Annotated in this window: 11 protein-coding genes; 4 read left to right on the forward strand and 7 right to left on the reverse strand. The window is 59.6% G+C overall.

Translation table 11 applies throughout. The annotated features are described in order from the left end of the window. Positions 1–50: 50 nt before the first annotated feature. Complete coding sequence (queG, locus tag ACXAD0_RS01240) at positions 51–1,205, forward strand: tRNA epoxyqueuosine(34) reductase QueG (RefSeq protein WP_475086525.1); 1,155 nt, start codon at positions 51–53, stop codon at positions 1,203–1,205. 5 nt (positions 1,206–1,210) lie between these two features. Here queG and orn read toward each other — a convergent pair whose 3' ends face one another. Continuing rightward, on the reverse strand, positions 1,211–1,753 hold the full coding sequence (orn, locus tag ACXAD0_RS01245; RefSeq protein WP_475086526.1) for an oligoribonuclease: 543 nt from the start codon (positions 1,751–1,753) through the stop codon (positions 1,211–1,213). 151 nt (positions 1,754–1,904) lie between these two features. Here orn and rsgA point away from each other — a divergent pair, with 151 nt between their 5' ends. The 3 genes from rsgA to asd all read left to right on the forward strand — a co-directional run bounded on the left by rsgA (position 1,905) and on the right by asd (position 4,666). Then, positions 1,905–2,936, forward strand: coding sequence for a small ribosomal subunit biogenesis GTPase RsgA (gene rsgA / locus ACXAD0_RS01250; RefSeq protein WP_475086527.1), 1,032 nt, complete (start codon positions 1,905–1,907; stop codon positions 2,934–2,936). Between the two features lie 84 nt (positions 2,937–3,020). Beyond that, complete coding sequence (locus tag ACXAD0_RS01255; RefSeq protein ID WP_475090284.1) at positions 3,021–3,779, forward strand: sulfurtransferase; 759 nt, start codon at positions 3,021–3,023, stop codon at positions 3,777–3,779. A 32-nt stretch (positions 3,780–3,811) separates the two neighbouring features. Beyond that, positions 3,812–4,666 (forward strand): archaetidylserine decarboxylase, encoded by an 855-nt coding sequence (asd, locus tag ACXAD0_RS01260; protein WP_475086528.1) that lies wholly within the window; start codon positions 3,812–3,814, stop codon positions 4,664–4,666. A 125-nt stretch (positions 4,667–4,791) separates the two neighbouring features. Here the strand turns inward: asd and ACXAD0_RS01265 are convergent, their stop codons facing one another. From ACXAD0_RS01265 to aroK, 6 genes are all read right to left on the reverse strand, one after another. Then, entirely contained in the window at positions 4,792–6,165 is a 1,374-nt protein-coding gene (locus ACXAD0_RS01265) for an HD-GYP domain-containing protein (RefSeq protein ID WP_475086529.1), read from the reverse strand. Positions 6,166–6,350: 185 nt separating this feature from the next. Then, on the reverse strand, positions 6,351–7,427 hold the full coding sequence (gene hemE / locus ACXAD0_RS01270) for a uroporphyrinogen decarboxylase (protein ID WP_475086530.1): 1,077 nt from the start codon (positions 7,425–7,427) through the stop codon (positions 6,351–6,353). A 129-nt stretch (positions 7,428–7,556) separates the two neighbouring features. After that, a complete protein-coding gene (locus ACXAD0_RS01275) occupies positions 7,557–8,975 on the reverse strand; it encodes an FAD-dependent oxidoreductase (RefSeq protein WP_475086531.1) in 1,419 nt (472 codons plus the stop codon). A gap of 12 nt (positions 8,976–8,987) precedes the next feature. Beyond that, a complete protein-coding gene (gene gltB / locus ACXAD0_RS01280; RefSeq protein WP_475086532.1) occupies positions 8,988–13,451 on the reverse strand; it encodes a glutamate synthase large subunit in 4,464 nt (1,487 codons plus the stop codon). A gap of 243 nt (positions 13,452–13,694) precedes the next feature. After that, on the reverse strand, positions 13,695–14,780 hold the full coding sequence (gene aroB, locus ACXAD0_RS01285; RefSeq protein ID WP_475086533.1) for a 3-dehydroquinate synthase: 1,086 nt from the start codon (positions 14,778–14,780) through the stop codon (positions 13,695–13,697). Between the two features lie 139 nt (positions 14,781–14,919). Further along, positions 14,920–15,459 (reverse strand): shikimate kinase AroK, encoded by a 540-nt coding sequence (aroK, locus tag ACXAD0_RS01290; RefSeq protein ID WP_475086534.1) that lies wholly within the window; start codon positions 15,457–15,459, stop codon positions 14,920–14,922. Between the last annotated feature and the right edge of the window lie 2 nt (positions 15,460–15,461).

A 15,461-nucleotide genomic window follows, 5' to 3' on the forward strand; every position in this document is an offset into this window, starting at 1 on the left:
GCCGGCTCTCCAGACAAGCCTGGCCACGCTTCTGGCATTGGAACAGACAATTGGTATCCCGCAATCCCCACAATCCGCCCAACGATCCACTGCAGGCGCTCGCAGACCTCATTAAGGTCTGGGGACGGGAGCTCGGCTTCCAGCAAGTGGGCATCACCGACTGCAACCTGGAGGAACACGGGGCCCACCTGCAGAAATGGCTGACGGCCGGTTACAACGGCGAAATGGCCTGGATGGGCACCCACGGCGCCAAGCGCTGGACACCGGCACTGCTGGAACCCGGCACCCTCAGGGTGATCAGCGTCCGCCTCGACTACCTGCCGCCGGATACCGAACCTGTGCGCGTGCTCAAGGATTCCTCCAGAGCCTACGTTTCTCGCTATGCCACAGGACGCGACTACCACAAACTCATTCGCAAGCGCCTGGCACGGCTCGCCGCGCAGATTGAAGGCTACTGCGACGAACACAACCTGGCCGCGCAGGGGCGCGCCTTTACCGACAGCGCCCCGGTCATGGAGCGCGCCCTGGCAGAAAAAGCCGGGCTCGGCTGGATCGGGAAAAACTGCATGCTGCTGAACAGCACCGCCGGCTCCTGGTTTTTCCTCGGGGAAATCTATACCAATTTAGCGCTGCCTGTGGATCACAGCGAACAGTCCAACCAGTGCGGCGAGTGCACCGCTTGCCTCAAGGTCTGCCCCACCGACGCGTTTGTCGGCCCCTATCAGCTCGACGCGCGACGCTGCATCTCTTACCTGACCATCGAGAACCCGGGACCGATTCCGGAGGAATTTCGCGAGGCAATGGGTAATCGGGTGTTTGGCTGCGACGATTGCCAGGTGATTTGTCCCTGGAACAAATTTGCCAGCCCCACCGCGGAGGATGACTTTCGCCCACGGCACCAACTCGACGACAGCGCATTACTCACACTGTTCGGCTGGAGCGAAGAGGAGTTTTTGCGGAAGACCGCCGGCTCTGCAATCCGCCGCATTGGCTACGAGCGCTGGCAGCGCAATCTGGCCGTAGCCCTGGGCAATGCCGATTTGCCAGCGGCGCAAACCGAAGAACTGATACATGCGCTCAACCAGCGCCTGAGCGGCGCATCGGCGATGCTGGCCGAGCATATCCACTGGGCCATCGCGCGACTGCAGAGTGGCCGGCGACGCCGGCGCAAGATCAAGCGGCCTGCGCGCGACCCGGATCAGTAGCGCACTTACTCCATACGGAAAAAGTGTTCGCGGTAGTGGCACAGCTCATTGATGGAATCACGAATGTCATCGAGGGCCAGATGGCTGCTGTGCTTTTTCACACCTTCGAGCACATCGGGCCGCCAGCGTCGCGCCAATTCCTTGACTGAACTGACATCGAGATTGCGATAGTGGAAGTAAGCCTCCAATTGCGGCATGTACTTCACCAGAAAACGGCGATCCTGCCCGATGGAGTTACCACACATCGGGGAAGCCCCCTCCGGCACCCACTGACGGAGGAAATCAATGGTCTCGCGCTCCGCCTGGCGCTCGCTCACATTGGATTCACGCACGCGCTTAACCAGACCGGAACCGCCATGCTGCTCGGTATTCCAGTCATCCATGGCGGCCAGCAACGCATCACTCTGGTGCACCGCCATGGTCGGCCCCTCGGCAAGAATATTCAGCCGCGAGTCGGTAACAATTGTGGCGATCTCAATGATGCGCTCTTTTTCCGGATCCAGACCAGTCATTTCCAGGTCGATCCAGATCAGGTTGTTCTGGTCCACGATGTGCCTCCAAGCTTTAGCCGCAAAGTACCGTATCGACGCAGCGATGCAAGCCCCACGCACCGATGATCCGGCAAAAATTCGATGAATAAGGCGTAGCGCCCGCTGAGCGGGCTATAATCCGCGGCGAATCGCCCACCGATCGGACCCGATGAGTAAACGCAAACTGAACCGGCGCCAGCAATGGCGAATTGCCAAAATCCAGCAGGAACGCGAGGCGCGTGCGCGCAAGCGCGCGGACAAGGCCGAACACTCCCTGGAAGAGGGGGATCTGGGCCCCGAGCAAACCGGGCTGGTCATCGCAAACTACGGCACTCAGGTTTTGGTGGAGAGCCTCGCCGACGAGGAACTTCGACAACGTTGTCACCTCCGCGCCAATATCGACACCCTCGTCACCGGTGACCGGGTCGCGTGGCGCCCGTCCATCAGCGAAAGTACGGGTGGCTATGGCGTGGTAGGTGCGCGCCTGGCGCGCCATTCGGAACTGCAAAGACCGGACCGCTATGGCGACCTCAAGACCGTCGCCGCCAATATCGACCGCGTTGTCGTGGTTATTGCGCCTTACCCGGAGCCCTTCGCCAATGCGATTGACCGCTATCTGGTCGCCGCCGAATGCACCGGCATTGCTCCGCTGTTATTACTCAATAAAACTGACCTGATTAACGACGACAACCGGCAAGCACTGGAAGAGCTGCTCGCGCCCTATCCCGGGCTCGGCTACCCGGTACTGCACCTCTCCACCAAAACCGGAGACGGCCTGCCGGAATTACTGGCCACACTCGCGCAGGGCGCGAGCGTATTTGTCGGGCAATCCGGTGTGGGGAAATCATCGCTGGTCAACGCGCTGCTGCCAGAAGCCGGCGCTCGCACCGGCGCACTTTCGGAGGCAACGGGCAAAGGCACGCACACCACTACTGCTGCCGAGTTGTTTCACCTGCCCGGCGGCGGAGATCTGATAGACTCGCCAGGCATTCGAGAATTCGGTATCTGGCACATGAGCGAGGATCAGTTGCTGGAAGGCTATGTTGAGTTCCGCCCGTTTATCGGACACTGCCGTTTTCGCGATTGCCGACACCAGCAGGAACCGGGCTGCGCCATCAACGCAGCACTGGCCAGAGGCGATATCAGTCAGCGGCGCATGGATAGCTTCCTGCACCTGCGCAATAGCCTCGAAAACGAATAACAACCTGCATCCGTCCAGATTTTTCGGGAGAGCCCCTTGTCTGACAATCTGCCCCTGATTCTTGAGCCAGAGCAACTCGCCTCCATGCTCGAGCACGAAGAGCTGCTGATCGTGGATCTCAGCTCGCCGGAAAACTACGCAGCGGGACACATACCCGGTGCGATCCACCTGCCGTTTCGTGCATTGATGGCCGGCACACCGCCCGCAGCGGGAAAGCTGCCGTCCAAAGAACAGTTAACCCAGGTATTCCGTGTGATCGGACTCGGCCCCGATAAACATGTGGTCGCGATGGACGATGAGGGCGGCGGCTGGGCCGGACGCCTGCTGTGGACGCTGGAAGTGGTTGGCCACACGCGCTATAGCTATTTAAACGGCGGCCAGCACGCGTGGCGAGGCGCGGGACTCCCCGTTACCCAACAAGCCGGCACGGCAACGCCCAGCGATATCGACATTACACTCCACCCAAATGTCATGGTGGATGCGCAGGATATTTTGGCCCAGCTCGACGACCCCCAATTCTGTATCTGGGATGCGCGATCGCCGCAGGAGTATCGCGGCGAACGGGTGGTGGCTCTGAGAGGCGGGCATATCCCGGGGGCGATCAATTGTGAATGGACCCAGTTAATGGATCCGCAGCGGGACCTGCGCATCCGCGAAGACGCGCGGGAGCTTCTCGCGGCGATAGGCATCGATGGCGCCCGGCCGATTGTGACGCACTGCCAGAGCCATCACCGCTCCGGGTTCACCTGGCTGGTCGGACGCTCGCTTGGCTTTGATATCCGCGCTTATCCGGGATCCTGGAGCGAATGGGGCAACCTGCCCGATACACCGGTCGCCCAGTAAATACACAGCAAACAGCAACAAGAACGCATCTAATGAACCCTAAACTGTTTACCACACTGCAATACCTCACTCCCCAGCATGCGCTGTCGCGCGCAGCGGGCTGGCTCGCCGAGACCCGAATCAAATCCATCAAGGATCCCTTCACCCGCTGGTTCGTGGATCACTTCGATGTCGACATGGAGGAGGCAGTGGAAACCGACTGCACGGCCTACCCCTGCTTTAACGACTTTTTTACCCGCGCATTGAAAGACGGTGCCCGCCCAATCGTAGCCGATGACGAGGCAATCGCCTGCCCCGCTGATGGTGCCATTAGCCAACTGGGGGAGATCCACAACGGGCGTATTTTCCAGGCCAAAGGCCACGATTACAGCCTGCTGGAACTGGTGGGCGGAGATCCGCAAATCGCCGCACAGTTTACCGGTGGTGACTTCGCCACCGTCTACCTGTCCCCAAAGGATTACCATCGCGTGCACATGCCTGTCACCGGCACCCTGCAAAGCATGACCTACGTGCCGGGACAGCTGTTTTCTGTGAACACGGTAACTGCGGAAAATGTACCGCGCCTGTTCGCGCGCAATGAACGCGTGGTCTGCGTGTTTGATACAGAAGCCGGGCCCATGGCAATGATCCTGGTGGGCGCCATGATTGTCGCCAGTATTGAAACCGTGTGGGCAGGTCAGGTTGCGCCACTGAAGCGGCGGGTACAGACCACTCAGTACACGGACAACAAGCCCATCACCCTGGAAAAAGGTGCCGAGATGGGGCGTTTTAAACTGGGCTCGACCGTCATCATGCTGTTCGGCGCAGACAAGGTGAAATGGCTGGATAACCTGCGCGCGGATAGCCCGGTGCGCATGGGTGAGCACTTCGGCGACCTGCAAGACTGACGCAGCGCCTTAACGCCTGTGCCGCCACGTCGACGCACGACGGCGCGGCACAGGTCAACGCGCACAGAGCAGGCGCAGAAACGCCGGCGATGCACGGAAAGAAACAATAAGGAAAATGCCCGGATTTAAGCGGGCAACAATTTCGACACCAGGCCGCTCAGCCCGGTTTTGGAAAAGAGGTAGTGATCCCGCACCGCGGCGACATCCACGTCCGGGTAACGGCTCGGCTCCAGATCCTGAACAATCGTAATCTTGTCCGACGCGGTCAGCTTGCCCCGCTCGATCAACCGCTGCTTGCGATCATCATCCGCAGCAAGGTCCAGAAGACGGGGTTTGGGCAACAGTTTTTTGTTGTGGTCGGTCACTACCATCACCTTGGGACGCAGGCGATGGCCATAGCTCTGCTCAACCACAACCGCCACTTCCCCGGTAGACAATTCCACTTCTGTACCCGTTGGGTACAGGCCAATCGCCTGAATGAATTCGACTACCAACTGCTCATGGAAGGAGATTCCACGCTGGTCGTACAGTTGCGCGACCGCCCTGGAAGGCGCCACCGGAAACTCGGTTCCCCGGGGATTGGTGGATTCATCGTAGAAACTGACAATACCGCACATGCGCGCCAGCACCGGAATCTTGTCGCCGCGCAAGCCACGCGGGTAGCCGCTGCCATCGTGCCTTTCACAATGGCACTGCACGATATTGAGCACCTGCGGATCGATACCGGATTCGGCCGATAATAATCGCACGCTGTGGTCAACGAACTTGCGATATTCCAGCTCACTGCGGGCATCGCGTTTTTCTGCACGCAGCACTTCGTCAGGCAGCATGATCTTGCCGACATCTTTAAGCAGTGCGGCGGTGCCGAGCTGCATCAGCTCATGACGGCGCAGGCCAATATGGCGGCCGAACAAGACCGCCCAGATACTCGCGCGCAGCGCATGGCTGTGGGTATGCTCATCCTTCTCGCGCACCCGCGCGAGCCAGGCCAGCGCATCGGGGCTACGCAGCACATTCTCAACCAGCTCATCGACGACCCGCTGTACCTGTTTCATCGGCAGCGGGGCCTTTGAATCCAGCTGCGCCATGACTTCACCCATGCATTGCTGCAGCCGCACATTGAGCTTGCGGGCAGTGCGGGCAACCGATCTTGCAGGCGCGGGGTTCGAGTAGGTCGAGTGGGAAATCTGCACGGGCCGACAGGGAATGACCGGGGGTACCCGGCGGCGGACCTGTGTACTGGAGGACGTTTTGTTGGTGAAGTCCTTGCCGGCCGCCTGGGACATGCGGCGCAAATTTACGCCGACATCACCCACCGTCTTGGTGACATCGATATAAACGTAGCGACAAAACTTCTGCAGCTGGCGAATCTCTTCGAGATCACGGATGTAAAATCCCTGCAGGGCGAAAGGTGTATGCGTCCACGGTCGATCCAAGCGCGACACAAACATGCCCCGCTGCAACTCCTCGACAAAGACTTTTACTTGCTCGATCGCCACGTGATTACGCGTTCCCGCCAGCCCAATATTGTTCTTTTTAGTAATTTACTGCCCAAAAGTGTGCAGCAACCCGCTTTTATAGCACGAAATTCCACCTAATAGCACGACCTTTTCGCCACGCCATTGGCACCTAATGCTTTTTCAAAATCCCGGGGCACCGAGCACCGGCGCGCCACCCGGCGCGATTAGTGATACTCGGGGGAGAGCTCAACCACGGCCTCGATCATCGCGCCGGCATGCGCCGGATCTACCTTGGGCGTAATCCCGTGACCCAGATTAAACACATGTCCACTGCCCTGGCCGAATGCCGCCAGGATACGTGCCACTTCATCGCGAATGCGCGCTGGCGACGCATACAGGATGGCCGGATCCAGATTGCCTTGCAGGGCGACACGATCGCCCACCCGCGCGCGCGCGGCGCCAATGTCCGTCGCCCAATCAAGTCCGAGGCCCGTAGCACCGGTTTCGGCCATTGCTTCAAGCCACTGCCCGCCGCCCTTGGTAAACAGGATCGCCGGCACGGCGCGGCCGTCATGCTCCTTGATCAACCCTTGCAGAATACGCGCCATATATTGCAAAGAGAATTCACGGTATGCCTCGTGACTGAGCACACCGCCCCAGGTATCGAAGATCTGCACTGCCTGTGCACCCGCACGAATCTGCGCGTTCAGATAATCGATCACTGAATCCGCCAGCACCGTCAGCAGCTGATGCATCAACTCGGGCTGGGTGTAGAGCATCTCCTTGGTCCGGGCGAAATCGCGGCTGGAGCCGCCTTCCACCATGTAGGTCGCCAGGGTCCAGGGGCTACCGGAGAAACCGATCAACGGCACCCGGCCATTCAGTTCTCGGCGGATCATTGTCACGGCATCCGTCACATAGGTGAGCTGGCTGGCGGTATCGACCACCTGCAGGGCCTCGATATCCGCAGCAGACCGCAGGGGCTTGTGGAACTTTGGCCCCTCCCCTTCAGCGAAGTAAAGCCCCAAACCCATGGCATCCGGGATGGTGAGAATGTCGGAAAACAGAATGGCAGCATCCAGCGGATAGCGCTCGAGCGGCTGCAGGGTGACCTCACAGGCCAGCGCGGTGTTCTTGCACAGGTCCATAAAACTGCCAGCTTCCGCACGCGAAGCGCGGTACTCCGGCAGGTAGCGTCCCGCCTGGCGCATCATCCACACCGGGGTACGATCTACCGGTTGGCGCAGCAGGGCGCGCAGGAAACGGTCGTTCTTCAGCTCGGGAAAGGTAGTATCAGACATGTGCACAATAGCCGTATTCAGGAGGGCGGCTATTGTACGGGCGCGCGGCCAAGGGTTCCAGCCAGCCCGGCGGCGAGACCACCGGGCTGTGCAGTTCGAGTCGACTCTGGTGTCAACTCGCGGGCGGAATCAAACGTCCAGATAGTCGAGGATACCCTCGGCCGCCTGACGACCTTCCCAGATGGCAGTCACCACCAGGTCGGAGCCACGCACCATATCGCCGCCGGCAAACACCTTGGCATTGGAGGTCTGGAACTTATATTCCTGCTCCTCGGGTGCGACCACACCGCCCCAGTCGGCAACCTCGATATTGTGGTCACCGAACCACTCGGCCGGGCTCGGACGGAAACCGAAGGCCACCAGTACGATATCGGCGGGAATCACCTGCTCAGAGCCAGGCACCACTTCCGGGCGGCGGCGACCATTCTCATCGGGCTCACCCAACTGCGTGGTAACAACTTTAACGCCAGTGACCTGGTCGTCCCCGACAATCTCCACCGGCTGGCGGTTAAACAGGAATTTAACCCCTTCTTCCTTGGCGTTGGCCACCTCGCGGCGGGAGCCGGGCATGTTTTCCTCGTCACGACGGTAGGCACAGGTCACACTCGCCGCATGCTGGCGAATGGAGGTTCGATTACAGTCCATCGCGGTATCACCGCCGCCGAGTACCACAACCCGCTTACCTTCGACCGAGATAAATTCTTCCGCAGACTTTTCCCAGCCCATATTGCGATTCACATTGGCCACCAGGAACGGCAGTGCATCAAAAACGCCGAGCAGATCCTCGCCGGGGAAACCACCCTTCATGTAGTTGTAGGTGCCCATGCCAAGGAATACCGCATCGTAATCCTGCATGATCTGCTCGAAGCTGATGTCCTTGCCCACTTCCGTGTTAAGGCAGAACTCGACCCCCATCTCGGTGAAAATCTCACGACGCTGCTGCATCACGGATTTCTCCAGCTTGAACTCGGGAATACCAAAGGTCAGCAGGCCACCGATTTCGGGATACTTGTCGAACACCACCGGCTGCACGCCATTGCGCACCAGGACATCCGCACAGGCGAGGCCTGCGGGGCCGGCACCAATCACAGCGACACGCTTGTCGGTTTTCTTGACGTTGCTCAGGTCCGGGCGCCAGCCCAGGGCAAACGCGGTATCGGTAATGTACTTTTCCGCATTACCAATGGTCACCGCACCAAAACCATCGTTCAGGGTACAGGCACCTTCACACAGGCGATCCTGTGGACAAACACGGCCACAGACTTCCGGCAGCGAGTTGGTCTGATGGCTCAGCTCCGCGGCTTCCATGACATTGCCCTCGGAAATCAGGCGCAGCCAATTGGGAATGTAGTTGTGCACCGGACACTTCCATTCACAATACGGGTTGCCGCAATCCAGGCAACGGTGTGCCTGGCTGGCCACCTGACGTTCGGTGAACGGTTTGTAGATCTCTACAAACTGATTGGTCCGGGTAATGATGTCTTTCTTCGCAGGATCCGCACGGCCCACGTCGACAAACTGAAAATCGTTGTTGAGTCGTTGAGTCATAATCGGTTCCCCTTATTCACCGCGCTTGCGCACGTCGGACAGCAGCCCTGCAAGGCTCGCAGCCTTGGGCTTCACCAGCCAGAAGCGGCTCAGGTAGTCGTCGAAATTATCCAGCAGTTCCGCACCCCAGGCACTGCCGGTCTCGGCCGCGTATTCTTCAATGACGCTGCGCAGATGGCTCTGGTATTCCTCCAGCGCTTCCGCACTGATCCGACGCAGCTCGATCAACTCGTGGTTACACTTGTCGAAGAAGTTGCGCTCCATATCCAGCACGTAAGCGAAGCCTCCGGTCATACCGGCACCGAAGTTCACTCCGGTCTTACCGAGGACCGCGACCATGCCGCCGGTCATATATTCACAGCAGTGATCACCTGCGCCTTCGACAACCGCAAAGGCACCGGAGTTACGCACAGCAAAACGCTCACCGGCACGACCTGCGGCAAACAGTTTGCCGCCGGTGGCACCGTACAGACAGGTGTTGCCCACGATACTCGTATCCTGCGAGGCAAACACGCTGCCCTCGGGCGGACGGATCACCAGCTTGCCGCCAGCCATGCCCTTGCCCACATAGTCGTTGGCATCACCCTCGAGATACATCTCCAGGCCACCGGCATTCCAGACACCGAAGGACTGGCCGGCAACACCTTTGAGGCGCAACTTGATCGGTGCATCAGCCATGCCCTGATTACCGTGACGCTTGGCGATCTCACCAGACAGGCGCGCACCGATGGAACGGTCGCAGTTGCCCACTTTAAATTCGAACTCGCCACCGGACAGGCTCTCGATCGACGGCAGCACTTCGGCCACCATGCGCTCGGCCAGCTCGCCCTTGTCCCACGGATCATTCTGCGGCAGCTGACAGGTTTGCGGCTTGCTCTCCAGCAGTTCATCCGTGTGCAGTAGCGGCGACAGGTCCAGCTTCTGCTGCTTGGTGGTTTTACCCTCAAGCACCTGCAACAGGTCTACCCGGCCCACCAGTTCATCCATACTGCGCACGCCCAGACGAGCCATCCATTCGCGGGTCTCTTCCGCCACAAAGCGGAAGAAATTCATCGCCATCTCGACGGTGCCGATGTAATGCTCGTCACGCAGGTCTTTGTTCTGGGTGGCAACACCGGTGGCACAGTTGTTCAGGTGACAGATACGCAAGTACTTACAACCCAGCGCCACCATCGGCGCAGTACCGAAGCCGAAACTCTCGGCGCCCAGCATGGCCGCCTTGACCACGTCGAGGCCGGACTTCAGGCCACCATCGGTCTGCACGCGCACATTGCCGCGCAGGTCATTGGCACGCAGGGTCTGATGGGTTTCTGCCAGGCCCAACTCCCACGGGGAGCCGGCGTAGCGGATGGAGGTAATCGGGCTTGCCGCTGTACCGCCGTCGTAACCGGAGATGGTGATCAGGTCAGCATAAGCCTTGGCCACACCAGCAGCGATGGTGCCGACGCCCGGACGGGACACCAGCTTCACAGACACCAGCGCATCCGGATTGACCTGCTTGAGGTCGAAGATCAGCTGGGCCAGATCCTCAATGGAGTAGATATCGTGGTGCGGCGGCGGCGAGATCAGGGTCACACCGGGCACGGAGTAGCGCAGGCGCGCGATCAGTTCGTTCACCTTGCCACCGGGCAGCTGGCCACCCTCACCGGGCTTGGCACCCTGGGCCACCTTGATCTGCAGCACTTCCGCATTCACCAGGTAGTGCGGGGTTACCCCGAAGCGGCCAGAGGCCACCTGCTTGATCTTGGAAACCTTGTCGGTACCAAAGCGGGCAGGATCTTCACCACCCTCGCCACTGTTGGAGCGGCCACCGAGGCGGTTCATGGCCTGCGCCAGGGCCTCGTGCGCTTCCGGTGACAGTGCACCCAGTGACATCGCCGCAGAGTCAAAGCGACGCAGAATATTTTCTGCTGGCTCCACTTCTTCCAGTGGAATCGGCGTCAGGTCATCGCGTAAACCGATCAGGTCGCGCAAGGTGGCGACCGGACGCTCATTGACCAGCTCGGCATAGTCGCGCCACGCCGAGTAGTCGCCGGTGCGTACCGCGTCCTGCAGTGCCTTCACCACATCCGGGTTGAACGCATGGTATTCCTGACCGTATACAAACTTGTGCAGGCCACCGGGAGAGACCGCTTTGCGAGGTTTCCACGCGATCTTCGCGCGCGCGGCCATATCGTCTTCCAGGTCGGCAAAACCGGCACCTTCAATACGGCTCGGCGTACCGGGGAAGCACAGTTCAACGACCTCTTTGGACAGACCAACCAGCTCGAACAGCAGCGCACCGCGGTAGGAAGCGATGGTAGAAATCCCCATCTTCGACAGGATCTTTAACAATCCCTTGATGATGCCGTTGCGATAATTTTTTTGCGCCTCGGCGGCATCCAGTTGCAGCTCGCCGGTTTCAATCAGGTGATTGATGATGCTGTAAGAGAAATACGGGTGCACGGCCGTCGCACCCACACCCAGCAGGCACGCCAGCTGGTGCGAGTCGCGCGCACTGGCAGTGTCCACCACCACGTTTGAGTCGCAGCGCAAGCCAGCGTGTACCAGATGGTGGTGCACCGCCCCCGTAGCCAGCAGTGCATCGATTGGCAGCATGCCCTCGCGAATTTCGCGGTCAGACAGAACCACCAGCACCACACCGTTATCGCGCACTTCCGCCTCGACATCCGCACACAGCTTGCGGATCGCACCCTGCAGATCGGTTGTGGACGGGTCGTAATTCAGGTCGAAAATTTTCGATTCGAAACCGACCCGCTTCACGTCCAGCAGCGCGGTGTACTTCATATGTGAAAGTACCGGCGAAGACAGGATCACGCGATCGGCGTGCTCGGGCGTTTCTTCAAATACGGACTTCTCTCGCCCCAACAGGGTCTCGAGAGACATCACCACGGTTTCACGCAGCGGGTCAATCGGCGGGTTGGTGACCTGGGCAAACTGCTGACGGAAAAAATCGTACAGGGAGCGGTTGCCACGGGACAACACCGCCATCGGGGTATCGTCACCCATGGAACCCACGGCTTCCTGGCCGGCTTCCGCCATCGGGCGGATCACCTGGTCGCGCTCTTCCATCGAGGAGCTGAACAGTTTCTGGTACACCTTGAACTGTTCGTAGGAGAAGTTGTTGTCCACCGGTGCCGTCACCAGAGTGGAACGGATACGCCGCGCCTTGCCTTTCAACCAGCTTTTATAGGGCTGGGATTTTTTCAGCATATTGTCGATATCGGCGGTGTGGTGCAGCTTGCCTTCTTTGGTATCGACGGACAGCATCTGGCCCGGACCAAGGCGCCCCTTGGCAACCACATTTTCCGGCTGGTAGTCGTAAGTGCCCACTTCCGAGGCAACGGTAATCAGATCGTCGTCGGTAATCACCCAGCGGGAGGGTCGCAACCCGTTGCGGTCGAGGGTACAGACGGCATAACGGCCATCGGTCATTACCAGGCCGGCAGGGCCGTCCCACGGCTCCATGTGCATGGACGTGTATTCGTAAAATGCGCGCAGATCGGCGTCCATGCTCTCGACATTCTGCCACGCCGGCGGCACCAGCATGCGCAGCGCGCGGTGCAACTCCATACCGCCCGCAGACAGCATCTCCAGCATGTTATCGAGGCTGGAGGAGTCAGAACCTTCACGGTTCACCAACGGTGCCAGCTCCGCGAGCTCGGGCAACAACTCACTGGCGAACTTTGGCGTACGCGCAACAGACCAGTTGCGGTTACCGGTAATCGTATTGATCTCGCCGTTGTGTGCGAGCATGCGGAACGGCTGCGCCAGCGGCCAACGGGGCATGGTGTTGGTGGAGAAGCGCTGATGGAATACACAGATGGCGGATTCCAGACGCTCGTCAGCGAGCTCAGGGAAAAATTTCGGCAGGTCCGCCGGCATCATCAGGCCTTTATAGGAAACGACCTGGTCGGACAGGCTGGCGATATAGACATCCGCATGACCGCCGGCCAGCAAACGCTGCTCAGCGCGGCGACGCGCCACAAACAAACGCGCATTGAACCGGGACTCTCCCATCGCGGTTTCGGCGTCGTTGATCAGCAGGTGCTCGAAACGCGGCAGGGACTCACGGGCAATTGGGCCCAGGCAGTCCGGGTTGGTTGGCACCGGACGCCAACCAGCAACGCGAAAACCTTCTTCTTCCAGCGCTCCGCGCAATACGTCGCGCGCCGACTGCGCTGCGGCCTCATCCAATGGAAGCATGATGACACCAACCGCATACGTATCGGTCAGTTCTGCACCGCACACAGCACGCGCCTCGGCACGCAGGAACGCATCAGGCTTCTGCAGCAACAGGCCACATCCGTCACCGGTTTTCCCGTCCGCGGCAATACCACCACGGTGCGTCATACAGGTAAGGGACTCGATGGCCGTACGGACGAGCTTGTGGCTGGTCTTACCCTTCAGGTGGGCAATCAGGCCAAAGCCACAGTTGTCCTTGAACTCATCCAGCCGATACAGAGCGCTACCCATACGATTCCTCACACATTCTCTTCCAGTCAGCCCAGACAAAAAAAGCCCTCACGTAGGGGCTTTTTCGTCGGCTTTTATTGCCGCTTTTCTTTTTTAGGGCGCGCAATATTACTTGCGGCCACCTGAAATTGCAAGATTTGCCAGATTTATCCACTAATGAATCAACAATAAGCCGATTTATCTGCTTTCAAGTGAAACTATTGTGAAACGCTCCTCACAAGCGTGAATAAGTCGAGCGATCCGTCACCCGGCACCGCAGCGGCTCAAGGCCTCGCGCACCTGCGCTTCGGTGGAGTCCCCAAGCACCACGGCATGCCCCAGACGCTCCAGCAATACCAGCCGCAGCTGGCCGTCGATCACTTTCTTATCCACCGCCATCGCGTCCCAAAACTGATCCATTGTCATGTCTTTGGGGGCGGCCAGTGGCAGGCCGGCGCGCTCCAATACCTTGCGCAGGCGCGAGACCACATCAGCATCAATGAACCCGCGCAAATACGAAAGTTCCGCTCCCATGACCATACCGGCGGCAACCGCCTCACCATGCAGCCAGTTGCCATAGCCCTGCACGGACTCAATCGCATGGCCAAACGTATGGCCGAAATTCAGGATAGCCCGGCGGCCCGACTCCCGCTCATCCTCCGCGACGACGGCCGCCTTATCGGCACAGCTGCGCTCGACAGCGTAAGCCAGCGCCTCAGGATCACAGGCCATCAAACGGTCGAGATTTTGCTCGATCCAGTCGAAGAACGGGGCATCACAGATCATCCCGTACTTGATGACCTCCGCAATGCCGGCAGCGAGCTCGCGGGCGGGCAATGTTTCGAGGGATGCCATATCGGCAAGCACCAGCCGGGGCTGATAGAAGGCACCGATCATATTCTTGCCAAGGGGATGGTTGACGCCGGTCTTGCCGCCAACAGAAGAGTCCACCTGCGACAACAGGGTCGTTGGCATCTGGATAAAATCGACGCCACGTTGATAACTGGCAGCGGCAAACCCGGTCATATCTCCCACCACGCCACCACCCAGCGCGATCAGGGTAGTACTGCGGTTGTGACGACGCTCCAGTAACGCGTCAAAGATGCGATTCAACGTATCCAGGTTCTTGAATGCCTCGCCATCCGGCAAGATTACCGAATCTACCCGATCGAACCCCTGCAGTGCAGCCAACACCCGCTCGAGGTAGAGCGGCGCGATGGTCTCGTTGGTCACCACACATACCTGCCGACCACGAATGTACGGTGTCAGCGCCCCGGCATCACCCACCAGGCCCGAGCCGATCACAATCGGATAGCTGCGCTCTCCCAGATCAACAACAAGTTTCGACATGCGGCCCTCCAGATGGCACGACAAGAATGAAGCAGAATGGCAAGAATGCTCAAAGACCGGTCGCTTGCCGATAGCACTTCGGCGCGAGCGAGCGCGCACTTTACCACGACATGGATCAATCGCGAGGGAATCGGCGGGGTCAGGACACCGGAGCGCTCGAGTCGGCAGTGCCGACTAGCTTCTCGACAACCAGGTCGGCAGCTTGACGGGGTGAGCAGTCATCCGTATCACAAATGATATCGGCAACCTCCAGATACAGGGGCTCCCGTTCGGCGAGGATCTCGACAATCTTTGCCCTAGGATCATCCACCTGCAGCAAAGGGCGGTTATTGTTCTTACCCGTGCGCTCAACCAGCTGGTCGACGGAGGCCTGCAGGTAAACAACCAGGCCACGCTCGCGCAGCTGGTCGCGATTCTCTTCCGCCAGGACGATGCCGCCGCCGGTAGCCACCACCTGAACGGGACCATCACAGAGATCGTGCAGGACTTCGCTTTCGCGGCGGCGGAAACCGGCTTCCCCCTCCACGTCAAAAATCCACGGAATGTCCGCGCCAGTGCGCTCTTCCAGCACCTTGTCAGAATCGGCAAAAGGCAGCTGAAGCTCAGCCGCCAAAAGCTTTCCGATGGTTGACTTGCCGGCCCCCATGGGGCCGACAAGGAAGATGACACGATCGATCATCG

The organism is Microbulbifer sp. ABF4_148 (genome assembly GCF_056158985.1).